At 67.0% G+C, this 16,066-nt stretch carries 12 protein-coding genes; 11 read left to right on the top strand and 1 reads right to left on the bottom strand.

The window, feature by feature from the left end:
- Positions 1-105: 105 nt before the first annotated feature.
- Positions 106-4,146: a LamG-like jellyroll fold domain-containing protein gene (locus tag OG430_RS33190; protein ID WP_327356331.1), complete on the bottom strand. Its 4,041-nt coding sequence runs from the start codon at positions 4,144-4,146 to the stop codon at positions 106-108.
- A gap of 1,137 nt (positions 4,147-5,283) precedes the next feature.
- Between OG430_RS33190 and OG430_RS33185 the strand changes: the two genes are divergently transcribed.
- The 11 genes from OG430_RS33185 to OG430_RS33135 all read left to right on the top strand — a co-directional run bounded on the left by OG430_RS33185 (position 5,284) and on the right by OG430_RS33135 (position 16,050).
- Positions 5,284-5,652, top strand: coding sequence for a hypothetical protein (locus OG430_RS33185; protein ID WP_327356330.1), 369 nt, complete (start codon positions 5,284-5,286; stop codon positions 5,650-5,652).
- Positions 5,645-6,067: a DUF6093 family protein gene (locus OG430_RS33180; protein WP_327356329.1), complete on the top strand. Its 423-nt coding sequence runs from the start codon at positions 5,645-5,647 to the stop codon at positions 6,065-6,067. The genes OG430_RS33185 and OG430_RS33180 overlap by 8 nt, the downstream gene beginning before the upstream one ends.
- Positions 6,028-6,465: an HK97 gp10 family phage protein gene (locus OG430_RS33175; protein WP_327356328.1), complete on the top strand. Its 438-nt coding sequence runs from the start codon at positions 6,028-6,030 to the stop codon at positions 6,463-6,465. Before OG430_RS33180 ends, OG430_RS33175 begins: the two co-directional genes overlap by 40 nt.
- Before the next feature lie 5 nt (positions 6,466-6,470).
- Positions 6,471-6,701, top strand: coding sequence for a hypothetical protein (locus OG430_RS33170; protein ID WP_327356327.1), 231 nt, complete (start codon positions 6,471-6,473; stop codon positions 6,699-6,701).
- Positions 6,698-7,132, top strand: coding sequence for a hypothetical protein (locus OG430_RS33165; RefSeq protein WP_327356326.1), 435 nt, complete (start codon positions 6,698-6,700; stop codon positions 7,130-7,132). Before OG430_RS33170 ends, OG430_RS33165 begins: the two co-directional genes overlap by 4 nt.
- Before the next feature lie 638 nt (positions 7,133-7,770).
- Positions 7,771-8,268, top strand: a complete 498-nt coding sequence (locus tag OG430_RS33160; protein ID WP_327356325.1) for a phage tail tube protein — start codon at positions 7,771-7,773, stop codon at positions 8,266-8,268.
- A 5-nt stretch (positions 8,269-8,273) separates the two neighbouring features.
- Entirely contained in the window at positions 8,274-8,861 is a 588-nt protein-coding gene (locus tag OG430_RS33155; protein WP_327356324.1) for a hypothetical protein, read from the top strand.
- Positions 8,862-8,887: 26 nt separating this feature from the next.
- The gene (locus OG430_RS33150) at positions 8,888-9,193 is read left to right on the top strand and encodes a hypothetical protein (RefSeq protein ID WP_327356323.1); all 306 of its coding nucleotides are present in this window, start codon (positions 8,888-8,890) and stop codon (positions 9,191-9,193) included.
- A 299-nt stretch (positions 9,194-9,492) separates the two neighbouring features.
- Positions 9,493-14,211 carry a phage tail tape measure protein gene (locus OG430_RS33145; protein WP_327356322.1) on the top strand — a complete coding sequence of 1,573 codons (4,719 nt, stop codon included), beginning with the start codon at positions 9,493-9,495 and terminating at the stop codon, positions 14,209-14,211.
- On the top strand, positions 14,208-15,095 hold the full coding sequence (locus tag OG430_RS33140; RefSeq protein ID WP_327356321.1) for a hypothetical protein: 888 nt from the start codon (positions 14,208-14,210) through the stop codon (positions 15,093-15,095). Before OG430_RS33145 ends, OG430_RS33140 begins: the two co-directional genes overlap by 4 nt.
- 22 nt (positions 15,096-15,117) lie before the next feature.
- Entirely contained in the window at positions 15,118-16,050 is a 933-nt protein-coding gene (locus tag OG430_RS33135) for a hypothetical protein (RefSeq protein ID WP_327356320.1), read from the top strand.
- Positions 16,051-16,066 lie beyond the last annotated feature (16 nt).

Here is a 16,066-nt window from a genome sequence, read left to right as displayed (position 1 = left end):
ATGCGCTGCCACGGCTTCGGGGCGCGCGGATTCGGAAGACGAGACGGACAGAAGGCGGCTGCAGCGGGGTGCCGGGCCACAGCCCGGCACCCCATACGCTTGAGATCAGTCGCCGGGTACTTCGGTGGGAATGTCGAACCAGGAACCGGCGAGCCTTTCGACCTGGGCGTCGCTCAGAGCGCCCTGGAAGGCCCACACATCGTCGACCAGCCCGGGGAAGTAGCCCTTGGCGCGGCTGCCGGTGCCTTCCCGGCCGACCTGGAGTGAGGTGGCCTTGAAGGCGAGAGCGTTCTCCGCCCACGGCACTGCGTCTGCGCAGGTCGGACTGTCGCTGGTGCCGTCCCCGTCGTCATCAGCGCAGGCGACTTCGGCGAGGCCGCCGTTGACGTACAGCCGCGCTTCCTTGGCGAAGCCGTCGTAAACCAGGGCCAGGTGGTTCCAGTTGCGGGCGTCGTAGAACTCGCCGTTGCTGGCCTCAGCCACGGTGGCCTCGGTTGTGTCTCTGTCGGCGACGGTCAGCTGCCAACGGCCCGGATTCGTCTCCGGAGCAGTGGCGTCCGGTACGTAGCGGACCGCGAAGGCACTCTGGTTGGTTCCTTCTGCGCTGGTCAGGGCGACGGCTCCGTCCGGCATCGCGGCGGCCTGAGCCCACGCGGTCAGTGTGAAGCTGCCCGAGGAATCGACCGGGACTCGGTCAGCCGTGGCGTAGCCGGTGGTGCCGTTCAGCTCCATCGCGCCAAGGTCGATCATGCCCATGTCGGACTTGGTGGCGCCGCCGTTGAAGGTCAGCTTGTTGCCGGTGCCCGCGTCGTCCGGCGTCGTGGCCGGGGTGGTGGTGGAGGTTTCCTCGAACTTCCAGCGGGATTTGACCAGCGGGCGCTGCTTAAACATCTGCGCGACCTCGTCGGCGGAGACGGACCGGTCCAGCAGACGTACGTCGTCGATGCTGCCGGGGAAGTAGGCCGCCATGGCGCCGCTGTAATTGCTGGCTCCGATGTACATCGACTGGTCCGCGTAGAAGGCCCCGGCCAGCTTCGTGGATCCGGCCTTTGTGCCGTTGACGTACAGGGTGAGCGTGTCGGCCACCGGATCGTGGACACCCACCAGGTGCACCCACTCCCCGGCCCGTGCGCTGGTGCCGTCGGGCTGCATGGCCCGGATGGGTGTGGCCTCGGCGGCGTCCGCCGAGTACTGGTTGACGGCCCACCGGTCATACGCCTGCGAGTAGTACAGCTCGAATCCGGGCTTGTCCTTCCCGGCCTGTGCGGTGATGACCGCGGCGCCGCTCGGCTTCTTGTCCAGCTTGGCCCAAGCGGAAACGGTGAAGGCACGCGAGGTGTTCAGGTGCGGGCCGCTCGTCTGGCCGATCTTCGCGTAGCTGGAGGCGCCGTTGAAACTGGCGGCCTTCCCAGCGACACCGGGTGCCCCGGTGGTCACCCCGCCGTTGTACTTGGCGGGCAGCACCCCGCCGTGACCGGTGATCTCCGTGGCGCCCACCGGCTCGTCCAGGCCGAAGACGGCGAGGGCGGGCCGGCCGGGGTCGCCGATGCTCTGCTTGGCGAAGAGCTTGTCGACCTCATCCTGCGCCAGCGGCTTGTCGAACAACTGCAGTTCATCGACCGCACCCGGGAACAACGCCGACACACCACTGCCGTAGTTCTTGCCGCCGATCTGCAGGCCCCGGCGAGCCTCCCACGGCGTGCTGTAGGCCGCCGAGCCGGCCAGCTTGCCATCCACGAACAGCTGCAGCTGATCACTCGTCGAGGAATACGAGCCCACCAGATGCGTCCACACACCAGCCGTCACCGCGCCGGTGCCGCCCTGGTCTGCGCGCACCAGCCCGCCTGCCACATCGTCGGACTTGTACTGGTTGAACGACCAGCCATACGTGGCCGAGTAGTACAGCTCGAAACCAGGCGCATTGTTACCCGGCTGCGTGGCCACCACTGCCGTCGTCTCCGGGATCTTCGCCAACTTCACCCAAGCCGACACCGCGAACCCGCCGCTGGTGTTGACCACGGACAGGTCGGTGGAGGCGTAGCCGTCGGTGCCGTTGAACTCCACCGCCGTGTCCTTCACGCCCGCCACCTTGGGCGTCACGCCACCGTGCAAGGCCAGGGTGCGGCCGGGCGTGGAACCGTGCGTCTCGGTGGCGTCAGCAGCCTCGTCCAGTTGCCAGGTGGCGCGTTCGGGCTGACCGGCCTTGACCCGGTACTGGTAGGTGCGGATCTCACTGCCGTTGCCCGCCGAGTCGAATGCCTGCGCGGTAAAGAAGTTCACCCCCGGCTTGGCCGGCAGCACCTTCACGATCTGGGCCGCACCGCCCGACGTGGTCACCTTGTTCTTCGAAGAAGGGTCACCGTTGACGCCGTACCAGTACGTCGTCACATCCGTATTGGCAGCCTTCATCTCGAACGATCCGTAGCGGCCCACCCCGTCGTACCAGGGGTCATCGGGGTTGTCGGTATCGGAGGCCGGGTACTCGCCCGAGCTGACCGCCGGAGCCTTGGGAACCTTCGTGTCGTACACGAAGTAGCAGGCATGCGGATCACCCGCGTACGACCACGGCGAGTACTGTGCCCCGTCGTAGGAACGGGCGTACCAGTTGACCGTCTTGTTCTGCGGGATCGACGAGGGCAAGCTGATCGCGAATGTGGACCCGGACTTCTTCGACGTGGTCTTGGCGGGGCTCCACGAGCCGCCATCCCACTTCGCCTGGAACTGCACCGACACACTGTCCTTGTCAGGGTCGGTGACATTGTTCGCGTAGATCTTCCCCAGCGTGCGTACCCGCGCGGCACTGGAAGACGGCTTACAGGTGCCGCCATACTCCATGGTCAGCTGAGTCCTCTTGAGCTGCGACGGCGGACGGTTGTACTTCACCCGCAGATACGCCTTATCCGAGAACCGCTTCCACGCATGGCCGTCCGACTCACTCGCGGCCCGCAGGCCGAAGGTCATCGTGTCGTCCTTACCGTTCGCGGCCGACTGCACCGCCGACTTCACATTGAACTCGGCGTCCTTCGCACTGCAACCCGTGTAGCCGTACGCGAACGAACGAGAGGCCAGCTCCTTGACCCAGAACCCGGACGCGTTCTGCGAGTTCCACGTCGTGGACGACGAGATCGGCTTGGTCTCCCACAGCTCCACCGACCGGTCCGCGCAGGACGCCGACCAGGTGTTGCGGACCACGAACTCCGCCGACAGGATCGACTTCCCCGCAAACCGTGACGTCGGGATCCGGTAGAACAACCGCTTGGTGTCATGAGGGGCGCAGTAAGCCCAGTTGCAGTAGCCCATGCCGGCATCGGAGTCGCCGTTGAACTTCCACTGCGGCGAGCCTGCCCAGTACTTCGACGCCATCGTCCACGCCGACGCGCGCGGCGAGTACCACTGCGGGTCGATGAACACCGGATACGTGGTGTCCGCACCCTTGAGTACGTCCTGGTCCGGCGTCAACACCAGCTCGTCCTGGCCGGCCGGAATCTCCACTCCTACCGGCGCAAGCTTGGCGGACTCGCCCGCCCCCGGCTCATCGTCCGCACCCATCGCCGCTTCGCGCGTCGCCTGCGTGCTGGCCTTGGCCGCACCCGCGCCGGTGCTGGAGTCCCACATCATCGGCTTCGGTGCCTCGAACACCGCGCCCTTCGCTCCGGCGTCGACTGCCTGGAGGCCGCCCTCAACAGTCTCCTTCACGTTCATGCCGTCCGCGTCCAGCCTCAGCCGCAGCTCGGCCAGCTCCGAACTCGCCGCTGCCTTGGCCGTCTTGACGACGAGGAGCTGGGTGAAGCCGTCTTCCTGGGCCCCCATCCGCAGATCGACATCTGGGAGCACGTCGCGGTAGGTCGCGGTCGCACCGTCCAACTCCGGCGCGGGCAGCTTGCCGGGCCACGACAGCGCCAGCTCACGTCCGGCCTTCACCATCTTCACCAGCGGTGCGTCGCCCCCACCGGAGAACTCCAAATCCACCGTGGTGACTTTCGGGGCAACCGAGCCGTCGGCAGCCTTTGCTAGCGCCGTGTCGACCGGCTTCCACACACCGCCGACTCGCGCCCGCACCGGACGCAGATACTCACGCGCCTCCAAGTCCCCCTGGGGCGTGGCGAAGACCTCGCTGCTCTCCCCTCGCAGCGACGCGATCTCCACGCTCTCACCCGTGCGCTTCGCCTCGGCCTGCGCCTCCGCCTCCGTGAACTCCCTCGAGCCGGTGGCTGCGTTACCTGCTTGAGGCGGGGCACCGGACGCTTGCGGCACTGACGCCAACGCGGTCTCGGGCACCAGTCCGATGGCCAGCGCGGCGCTCAACGTGACCGCGAACAGACCTATAGGACCGGCACCATCAGCACGACGCGATCTGCGCCTAGGTCCACGGGCATGACGATGCCCACACCTCAACTCCACAGTCCCCACCCCAGAGTTACCTAATATTCACGAGTGACGGGAGTTAACGCTGCATCAGCTCCCGGCGTCAAGTGAGATACCTCTCAGTGGCGACCTAGAGCACCTCTTTGACCTGCAGAAATAGCACTGGATGCCCGGCTTGCGGGCCCCTCATCAAACTCCCGTGACACTCACATTGCGTAACAGGAAGGGCTCTGATTTCGCCATCGGGCGCCCTCGCTCCGGCGAAGGTCGTCCGCCACCCGTCGACGCGAAGAGCTCCCACTTCAGGAGAAGTTGAGCCATAGAGTGTGGTCGGTTGGGCGCACAGAATCGGCCATGCTCGCGGCTGCCCGGACCTCCAGCGTCACTGGCGGCGACCAGATCGGGGCGGGCCGGCAGAGCACCTTCTTGATGGCTCTGAAATTGGCGCAATGGACGGCTAGTTCGCGAGCGTTTGCAAGATCATTCAGGCGGCTGTCTCCAACAGGACGCTTGTAGGGCACCCGTCTCACCACACTGCGCTGCCCGGACCCAACCGCCTGCCCCCACGCAAGAACAATCACCGCACACCCGGTAACGCCGCAGACAGCGAGCCTGACCGTATGCAGCGGTAACTCTCCGCGAGAACCGGCAGACTTGTTCCTGGAACGCTGCTGTACCCGCGTGCGGGGGTGATTCAGGCTGTCCACCTACAGCAGCCTGGTAATAATCAGACCAACCGCCTCAGGGAGCGTGGCTGTGGCCCGCCCTGCGTCTTGCAAGGGCGGGCCACAGTTCGAGCGATGCAGCCAGCAGCTCGGATAGGACCCGGTTCACGCTACGGCAGCCAAGGCGACGTGCTCGGGCAGCGACTCCTGCTGACCGGGAGAGGGTGCGTTTCGCGCACCTAGGGTCGGGATCATGAGCACGTACCTGGAGCCGCAGCGCGTTCGGATCGCTGCCCGTCCGGATGAACCGGCCGTGATCGAGGTCGACGGGCACAATGTCGCCTCGGCAGTCGAGGCGTATCGGATCACGCAGACCGTCGACGAGGGCCCTGAGGTCACCCTGTACGTACAGCAGGGCTGGCGTGGCGTCGAGTTCGACGGCCTGGCCGAGGTTGTCGTGGAGCCCGCGGACGTTCGTCATGTCGTGATCGGCTTCCTTGACGCGGTGGACTGGCAGAAGCTCGACGAGGCTGTTCTCGACCGGGATGACCTGGATGGGCGGCCGGGTGAGCTGACTCGCGGGATGCTGGCGCAGCTGAGGGAGTGGGCTGCGGGTGCTTGATCAGTCTGGGCTCGTCCGCTTCGCGGAGCGCCATCTGATGCCGGACAAGGTGCAGGTCAGTCGGGGCAGTGGCGAGGACATGCTCGACCCGGAAACCGGTGACCTTGTGCCGGCGCCGCCGGTGGTCGTGTACGAGGACAAGGCGGGGCTGTACGCGCACCAGGAGCGGATCCGCAGCAAGGGCTCGGGGCAGGACAGTGCGTATGTCCAGGAGGTGCGTGCCGGATACCGGCTGCTGCTGCCTCTTGAGGCTCCCGAGGTATGGGAGAACGACACCGTTCTGATCGTTGAGGCCCGTGATGAGCAAGCCGTCGGCCGTACGTACCGGGTATCGGCGTTGGGTGAAGTGTCGTCGTTCCCGGTGCTGCGCACCGTGTGGCTGGAGGAGCACAACCGGACGCTGGCGGCGCAGTGAGCGGCGGGACATATCGGGATCCGTCGCAGCTGGCTGCAGCGTTGAACCGTGGTGGGAAGGCTGCGGTGTCCGCGGCGGAGACCGCGATGCGGCACGGCGCGAAGGCGCTGGTGGTGCAGGTGCAGCGCAATGCGTCCGGCCGACCGGGCCCGCGGGTGATCACCGGCCGGTATCGGGCATCGTGGCAGGCCGATGTGCACCGGGCCGGGCCCGTGATCGTGGGTGAGATCGGCACGAACGCTCCGCAGGGCAGGCGGCTGGAGTTCGGGTTCGTCGGTATCGACAGCCTCGGCCGCCACTACAACCAGCCTCCGTTCCCGCACCTGGGGCCAGCAGTCAACGCCTTCGGGCCGCTCCTCGTACGGGAGCTTCGCAGCGCGGCCTCGGGAGCGTTGTGAGCGACATGAGCAACAACCTCGAGGACGCTCTTGCTGGCGTGCTCGCCGAGCATGAACGGGGCCTGCTGGCCAGGGCTGTCGTGGTTGCCGAGGTCTTCGATGAGGACGGTGAGCGGAGTCTGTCGATCCTCACGACGCCCGGGGTCATGGAGTGGGATGCGCTCGGTCTGTGTCGGTACGGGGTGCTCAGCATCGAAGGTCCTGCGGCCGCGTACTTCGCTGGAGGCGAGTTGTGATCGACCGCGCGCCGGTGACGAAGGCTCTCCAAGGCATGATCGCGAAGGCGACAGGCCGTCCATGCGGCCTTGGGAAACTGCCGTTGATGAACGGGAAGCCCACCGAGGTCCCGTACACCGTCCTGTATCCGCTGGGCGGATCGGTAGGGGGTGCTCCGCTGGCCGACTTGTCCGAGGACGCGGAGCTCGTCTATCAGCTGACTTCGGTGGCCGGCCGTGCCGATCAGGCCGAGTGGATGGCCGACCGGGGACGGCGAGCCCTATTGGAGCGGGGAGGGTCCGGCGTGTGGCTGTTTCCGCTGGATGTACCCGGAGTTGATGTGTGGGCGCGCGAGCTTGACGCTGACGACGGCATTGACGCCTCCGCTGCCGTCGAGGGGATCGTGACCAGTTCCCAGAGGTATCGCCTCAGCGCCAGTGGAAGTATGTAGTTCGCCTTGCCGTCCGGTTCGATCCTCGAGGGCCAAGGTGTACAGGTCAGCCGCTCATCCGCCCTTGTGCCTCCGCAGCATCTCTGCGTACTCAGCAACGACTCGCTGGAGCTCTGCCCTGTCGAGGAGATCCAACTCCTCCCGCGCTTCGCATACTTGACCACCTCCGCCCGATGCAGTTCTCTCTCTTCCTCCGTCTTCGCGTAGAAGAAGAACGAGCTGTGGACAGCGACCACCTGATCGACCAATTCAAGGGCCACTTCGTAGTCAACGCTCTCGCTCTGGGGCCAACTGCCCAGCTCGTTCCCATCCGTCACTCCGTGGTCCTCGGCTGGACGATCCATGTCTCCTCCGAAAGTTGTGTGCCAGGTAGGGCTGCTGTCTGCGGGGCCGGGAGCTCGACCAGCAGGGAATTCGTCAGCGCCAGCAGAGCTGAGCGTTGGCGACAGTATCGTGATCTGCATGTAGTGATTCGCGGCCACCGTCACCGGCGGGCCTGGCTCGCTTCCTCACCGCGGAGGCCCCGCGCGGACGCCCACCCGATACCGGGATGGGCCGGTTCCCCGACACGTCGTCGAGGGGCGGGGCCACCCCAACTCGCTTGACCTGGCTGCCGTCCCGGAATCGGACAGCAGACCTTGCAGGTAAAGAAGTTCTCCCGGCGCGGAGTTACCCGCGTCCTGTGGCTCAAGAGCGTCACCGACACCGGCCACGTCCCCACCCGCGCTGAGCTCACGGCCGGCACCGACCTGACCGACACGATCGCGGCGATCGACGGCTGGACGCTCCAGAACCAGGCCATCGAAACCCCCGACCTCGGCAGCACCTTCGAGTCGAAGATCCCCGGCACCGACCAGGCCGACGACTCCTCCCTCGGCTTCTACGAGGACAAGGTGTCGGACGAGATCGAGCAGCTCCTGAAGAAGGACGACACCGGCTGGGTCGTCTTCCTGCGCAAGGGCGACGTGCCTGCCTCGCGGTCCATGGACGTCTTCCCGGTTCGGATTGGATCGCGGTCGCCGAACTATTCGACGGACAACGAAGCGGCCAAGTTCACGGTGAACTTCTCGATCACAGAGAAGCCGACGCAGGACGCCGCAGTACCTGCTGCTGTGGCGCCGAAGGTCGAGAAGTGATGCCGGTGTCCACGGAGACCAAGCCCTCCCCTGCCCCGTCGGCCAAGGCTGTTGCCCGTGACGCGCATTGGGCGAGCAAGCTGGCCCGGCTTCGTGCCCGACAGTTGCCTGAGTACACGCTGGTGATCTGTGACGACCAGGAGGCCAAGCGGCACCTGGACGAGATGCTGCGGGAGTTGGCCCGTTGCCGGATGGCGGATGCGGAGAACGGCCGCGCGCACAGCGACGCGACGGCGAAGGCCGAAGAGGAGGTCGAGAGTGCGCAGGAGTTCTTCGACAATGTCTCGGTCGAGCTGACATTCAAGGCGCTGCCGCGGCCGATCCTCGATGGGCTGATCAAGCGGTTCCCTCCGACCGAGGCGCAGGCCGAGGACGGGGATGCTTGGAATCCGGAGACGTTCCCTGCGGCTCTGATCGCTGCCGCGCACATCGAGCGGGACGACGAGCGCAACGCCGTGGAGGGCATGAGCGATGAGGACGCGCAGGATCTCCTCGACTCCTGGCCGGTTGCTGAGTCGAATGCCCTGTTCGCGGCCGCGTGGCAGGCCCAGCAGATCGTGCGAACCAGCACCGTGGACCTGGGAAAAGGCTGATCACGGACGTACAGCTCCGTACCGAGTTGGAGCTGTGCGACCGCTGGGGTATCCCGCACTCGCAGTTCCTCGGCGCCGGTGATGGCCGCTGGACTGAGCTGGACCGGGCGAAGGCCCTGTCGTTTGTGGCGTATCAGCGGACGTTGTGCGATCAGTGTGGGACCCGGGCCGCGGAGTGGGACGAGGAGCAGGGTGGTGACCGGTTCGCGTACGTCACCACGAGCGTGCGCTGCACCGGCTGTGAGCTGATCGCGCACGAGCAGGACCAGGTGCCCGACGGCCCGGATGGGTACGGGGTGCGGATCGGTCTGGTGCCGCGAGCCGTGCGGTAGTGGGTGGTTGAGGGTTGGGGGCTAGGAGAAGGGGCGCGGGGAGGTAGGGGCACCGGCAGGTGTCGTCGTACACGCTCAGTGTTCAGGCGCGGGCGGACTTCTCCCATCTCCTGTCGGAGATCCGGCAGGCTTCTCGCGCCATGCGCGGCCTGGGCCGCGATACTGCCTCCCTCAACAGGCATCTCAACCAGATCGGGACGGGTGCCCGCGGCTCTTCCACCGGGCTGCGGGCTCTGACCCGTGATTCCGATCGTGCTCGTGCTGGTCTGCGCCGTGTCGGTGCGGATGGGCATGCGTCGATGCGGCAGCTCCGGCACGGGCTGCTCGGTGCCCGCCAGGAAGCCCACCACCTGCGCGGCCTGTTGGTCGGCGGAGGAATTGTTGCCGGGCTTGCGGAGATCGCGAAGGAAGGCAACGAGTACCAGCGGGCGATCAACAAGTGGGGCGCGGTCACCAACGCGTCCGGTCTGGAGATGGTGCAGGCCGCGGCGAAGGCCCGTGAGCTCGGCGCCGATCTCAAGCTTCCTGGTACGTCGGCGGCGAAGGCTGCGGACTCGATGCTGGAGTTGGCCAAGGCCGGCCAGACCAGTACGTCATCTATCGCGAATGCGCGGGCTGCGATGCAGCTCGCCGCTGCCGACAACCTGAGCGCGGCGGACGCCGCCCGGTATTTGGGCGACGTCATGGACCAGTTCGGGCTCAGCTCGAACAACGCCGGTCGTGCCGCCGATGTGCTGGCGGCGTCGGCGAACGCCGCCTCGGGCGGGCTGCAGGACATCTACTACGCGATGTCCTACACCGGGCCGGTCGCCGCCCAGTTGGGCATCTCCATCGAGGACACGTCGGCGGCGGTGGCGATGCTGGCCCGCTCCGGCATCCTCGGCTCCAAGGCAGGAACGTCCCTGCGCGGGATGCTCACCAACCTGTCCAGGCCCACGGCCCGGATGAAGCGTGGGCTCTCCGAGCTCGGTATCGAAGCCTGGGATGCGCAGGGCAATTTCAAGGGCCTGCGCACGGTGATCGAGGGCTTCGAGCAGGCCCAGAACCGGATGTCCCAGAAGGACTTCCTGGGTTCCCTCGCCGACGTGGTCGGCAAGCCCGCTCTCGCGGGTGCGTCGGCTCTGGCGCATCAGGGTGTCGAGTCTTTCGACCAGATGCACACGGCGATCGCCCGCACTGGCGCGGCCGGGGAGATTGCCGCTTCCCAGACCAAGGGCCTTGCGGGGGCGGTCAGCCAGCTCAAGACCCAGGCCTCGAACACCGGGCAGGTCCTCTACACGGCGGCCGCGCCCGGTCTGGAGAAGGTCACACGCCTGCTGACCTCCGGGATGGCCACGGCGACGCCCGGTATGGCAGCAGCCATCGACTACGTCCACGACCTGTACACGTTGGCCGGCCCGTCGGTGTCCAAGGCCGTCTCGGCGGGCTTTGACGAGGTCGGTGAATCGCTCGGCGGTTTGGGCGGGCCGTTGAAGGACCTTGCCTTCGACACCGCGGCTGCGGGGTTCAACGTCCTCATCAACGGCGGCCGCGCCGTCATCGACATCCTGCGTAACGTCGGCTCCGCCGTCTCTCCGGTCGCCGACGCCATCGGCGATGTGGCCGAGGAGGCGGATGCGGGCGGGACCGCGCTCGACATCATCGTCACCGCCCTGAACCTGGTCTCGGCCGCCGCGGGCACCGTGTCGGGTGCGCTGGTCCCGATCGGGCACGTTGTGGCGGGCCTGGTGCGCGGGTTTGGGGCGCTGCCGGGGCCGGTGCAGACGGCGATCATCGCGATGCTCCTGGCGCGCCGAGTGGCTCCCATGATGTCGCGGCTCGGTCAGACGGTGTCCGGGCCTGTCGTGGGCGCGTACCGGTCTCTCGGGGACCAGATGCGGCTTCAGCAGACACTCGCGGCCGCGCAGGGACAGTCGATTGGCCGGATCGGTCAGGCTCTTGCGGTGGTGCAGACCCGCATTCCGGTGGTGGGTCAGATGGCGTCCGCGTTCCGCAACGCCAACGGACCGATCACCGGAGTGGCCCGTGCCATCGGCGCTGGTGTCGGTGGTGCGGCCCGCGGCCTCATGGGTGCACTCGGCGGACCGTGGGGTGTGGCGCTTGCTGCTGCGGGTGTCGGGCTGTCGATGCTCGCCTCCCACCAGCAGAAGGCCGCCCAGGCGGCGGCCGAGCATCAGTCGCGGATCAGCAGCCTCACTCAGGCGCTGCGCGAGTCGAACGGTGCCGTGACGGAAAGCGTCCGAACTGCGGCCGCGCAGTCGTTGATGGACGCGAAAGTCCTGGATGGCAAAGAGCGCCTGGTCGACGTCATGTCGAAGGCGGGGGTACCCATCCGGGAGCTCACCGACGCCTACCTCAGCCAGGGTGACGGGCTCGGCAAGCTCCAGCAGCACATGGAGGACGTCGCCGCGATCAACCTGGAGCCGGTGAAGGGCGGCGGCGTCATGTACAACGACGTGGGCCAGCGTGCGCACGACGCTGCTGAAGCCCTGGGTTCCGTCAAGGGCGAGATGTCCCAGGCGGTGAAGGACGCCCGCGATCTTGCTGACGCCACAGGGTCTGGGGGCCGTTCGGCTGCCGACGCGGTGGGCCCGTTCGGGAAGTTCAGTGACGCGATGCGCCGTCTGTCGGACACGACTGCGGACGCAGACTCCCGGGCTCGTGCCCTGCATGACGCTCTGGACATCCTGGCCGGCGGTTCAGTGAACTTGTCTGCTGCTGAGGCCCGGTTGAACCGGTCCGTGTCGGATGCGGCCGAGTCGTTGAAGGGCGGCGTCGACAACGCTCAGGGATATGGCAAGTCCCTGCTGAATCTGGATGGTTCGCTGTCCACGGTCACGCGTAATGGGCAGAAGCTGTACGACTTGCTGCAGGGGCTGTCGACGAACTCGGCGGAAGCCGCGATGGCGGCCTACGAGTACGCCGAAGCGAACGGGAAGAGTGTCCCGGAGGCGTTGAAGGCCGCGCAGGACCAGATGCTCACGGCCCGCGAGTCCGCGATCTCCACCGCTGAGGGTTTCGGTCTCACAGCGGATCAGGCAGCGAAGCTCGCCGACAATGCCGCGCTCATCCCGGAGCAGGTGTCGATCCTGCTGGAGAGCAGGGGCTTGGAGTCGGTGCAGGCTCAACTCTTTGCGGTACAGCAGACTTTGAAGGCTGTTCCAGAGCGGAAGACCATCACCGTCACTTCGCTCGACGACGAGGCCCGCCAGAAGCTCAAAGACTTGGGCTTCAAGATCAAGGATCTGAAGAACCGACAGGTCGAGGTCACGGCCCCCACCGACAGTGCCCGAAGCGATCTGGACGCTCTGGTCGCGAAACTCTTGCAGACCCCGGGTGGAAAGCACGTCAACGTCACCGCGTCGACGCAGGCGACGATCGACAGCCTGGAGGCGGTCAAGCAGAAGATCGCCGGTGTGCCGGGCGGGAAGAGCGTCACGGTGAGCGCGCCGACCGGGGAGGCCCGCAAGCAACTGGAGGACCTTGGCTTCAAGATCGCCGAAGTGCCGGGCAGTAAGAACGTCACCGTCACCGTGCCCACGGCCGGCGCGACGGATGCGGCCAGCCGAATCCAAAGCGCGATCAACGGGATCAGCGGCCGGTCGATCGGCATCGGCGTGTTCCTCAAGCCGAATAGTTCAGACCGGGACGGCAACGGCATCCCGGACTCGATCCAGGCCCCGCAGGCTCGCGGCTCGGTGATCGACTATTACGCGAACGGTGGTGTCCGCGAGAACCACGTCGCGCAAATCGCCCCGGCCGGTGCGATGCGGGTGTGGGCGGAGCCGGAGACGCACGGCGAGGCCTACGTGCCGTTGGCTGCCGGCAAGCGGCCCCGCAGTAAGGCCATCGTCGAGGAAGTCGTGCGGCGCTTCGGCGGCGATGTTGACTGGTATGCGAGCGGCGGCCTGTCGAACTGGTCGTACCAGCCACTCGGCGGCTCCGGCTTCGGCATCTCGGATGTCGTCTCGAAGTCGCAGCGCAAGGGCAAGGGCGGCAGTGAGCACTTCGATCTGGGCATGTTCGAGCGGAACCTCCGCAAGTCCGTTCGCACTGCCTCTGCTTGGCGCAACGACTTGGCGACGGTGTCACGGCGGGCCGGCACCGATGTCGCCAAGGCGTTGGAGGAGATGGGCGAGGACGGTGTCGCGCTCACCCGCAAGATGGCCCACGGTTCTAGCCGGTACGTGCGGGACATGGCCGCGCAGCTCACGAAGCTCGCCGGCACCGCGAAGGCCACGCTGGGCGACTACACGGGCCAGCTCCAGAACGCGGTCAAGGACTCCACGACGTTCCAGAACGACCTCGCCAAGCTGGCCTCCGGCGGGTACGGGGCGCTTGCCGCTCGGTTGGCCGAGCAGGGTGACGAGAACGCAGAGGCGCTCGCCGCTCAGGCTGTGCGCGACAAGAAGAAGGCGAAGCAGGCCAACAGCGCGGCCCAGGCAGCCGGGAGGACCCTCGACTCGGATCAGCTCGGCGACTTCGTGAAGCTCATCGGCGCCCTGGCCAAGGGCCGCGGCATTCACGCGGTGGCCGAGTCGACAGGGATCGACGAGGACCGGCTCATCGAGATCGCCAACCGAGGCAAGGGCCAGATCAAGGCCACGGGCAGCAAGGGCGACCGGTTTCTTGCCGATCTGGTGAAGGCGAATGCCGGGAAGGCGTACGCGAACGGCGGCATGTGGGAGCCCGGCGTCTATCCGCCGTCGGGGAACGGGCTGATCAAGTTCGCTGAACGCTCGACGGGCGGGGAGGCGTACCTGCCGTTCGCCGCTTCGAAGCGCGGCCGGGCAACGGCGGTGCTGGGTCAGGTCGCTGACCGGTTCGGCTACGGACTCGCGCCAAGGAAGCTCGTCGATGCCGCCGGTGGGCGTGCCCGGGTCGTCGTGGTGCATCAGGCCCCGGCGATCGGCAGTCAGACCATCCACGTCACCCGTGCCGGGGCGACTGCCGACGACATCGCCTCCGCCGTCTCGTACCAGATGCGCCGGGCCAGGCGTGGAGGAGCCCTACGATGAACATCCCTGAACTGAGCGACTTCCAGCTGGACTTCAGCGGCGTCGTCCTTGGACACAACACCCGCATTCCGATCGCGGAGATCGAGGGCCTTGCCCGGCCTGGTACGCGCGGAGAGCTGGTTGAGCAGCCTGGTGCGGATGGTGTCTGGGCGGCACCGGACTGGTATGAGGGTCGCACTCTGCGCATCGACTGTGGCATCAAGACCCCCGGTGATCCGGCAGCGGCCCGGCAGATCCTCGCCGACCTGGAGGCCATCGCCGACAATCCGCGGGTCCGTACGGTCGGTGGGGCGGTGATGCCGTTGCGCATCAAGTGGCCCGGCTCCCCCGTTCGCGTTCTGCTCGGGCGGTTGAAGAAGCTCGAGGCCAAATGGGCGGAGGCGGCGCACGGCTGGATTCCCCTCGACGTCGAGTTCTCCGCCGACCCGCGCTACTACGCCGACATTGAGGAACGGCAGCAGTTGCGGCTGGGCTGGCTGTCCGGCGGCGGCTTCACCGCGCCCGTGCAGGCGCCGGTCCATGTGACGAGCGGCAACCCGTCGGGGCAGAACCGGCCGGGCTGGGTCACCAACGTCGGCAACCTCGACGCCCATCCGGTGATCACCGTGCACGGGCCGTGCGCCAATCCCGTCGTCACGCATGTGGAGACGGGCCGTTCGGTGGCGTTGAACGTGACGCTCGCCGCCGGCCAGTGGGCGCGTATCGACACTCGGCCCGGCCGGTGTGTGGTGACCCGCGAGAACGGCGGCAGTGTCGCCACCACCTCGAACCTTGAGGCCTTCCGCCTGCCTCCAGGGCGCAGCGAGATCCGCTGGACCGCCTCCGACCCGACCGCGACCGCCCGCCTCAGCGTGGTGTGGCGGGCTGCTTACACCGCCCTCTAGACAGAGACGAGATCCCTTCTTCATGACGCTCGCGCAAGCCCCCCTGCTCACCGACGGTGCCACGCACAGTGCCCAGACCTTCCGCATGATGATCAAGGACCTGTCGCGGGGCATGGAGGGGGTCACCGAGGCACCCGATTTGAAGGTCACTCCCCTGCCGGTTCCTGGGGGCGGGGTGCAGGTCGGGGACGGGTCGGCGGTGATCCGCGGCAAGGCCAACATGTGGCAGGGCTCCTACACCGCCTACAACATCGGCCCGGCCACCGTACCGATCGCGCAGACGGGGGCGGTGCCGCGTTCGGATCTGATCGTGCTGCGCGTGCAGGACCCCGAGTTCGAGGGCGGTCTGGACCCGGCGACGGATGCGATCAACTTCTTCGACGTCATCCCCAACGTCTCCTCCACCGCCACGGCAGTACCGAAGGGCGTGACGGGGGTGGCGTTGGCGCGCCTCGACATTCCGGCGAGCACCGGCACCATCACGGCGGCGATGATTCGTGACCTGCGCAAGGTCGCGAACCCGCGCCGCGAGCGCACCTTGTATACGGCGTATCCGAGCAAGCTCACCAAGGCGTGGCGTGATGACGACAAGTGGCACAACTGGCCGCCGGAGGCGCGCTGGCAGATACCAGTGCCGGAGTGGGCAACGAAACTGATCCTCACTATCACCCTGGCCGGCCTGCGCATGGACTTCGACTCCCTCTACGGCCGCCTGCAGCCGGTGTTCGGCAGCATCGAGGGCCAGGACACCGTCGTCGACGACAACCAGGGCAAGGTCGTACGGCGCTCCACCGCCGTCGTCGCCGACACCATCACGCTGCCCGCCTCATACCGGGGCACCACGCAGACGCTGTACATGCAGGCCGCCATGTCCGCGAACTGGAAGGGTGACCTGAGCGTGGACGGCGGCACGTCGATCATCACTGACATCGAGTTCACCGAAGGCCCGGTGTAGTCAGCGTGGGATACCG

Source organism: Streptomyces sp. NBC_01304 (genome assembly GCF_035975855.1).
Classification (GTDB): Bacteria; Actinomycetota; Actinomycetes; order Streptomycetales; family Streptomycetaceae; genus Streptomyces.
Note: the sequence above shows the minus strand (reverse complement) of the source record. Positions and strands in the feature narration are given on the sequence as shown.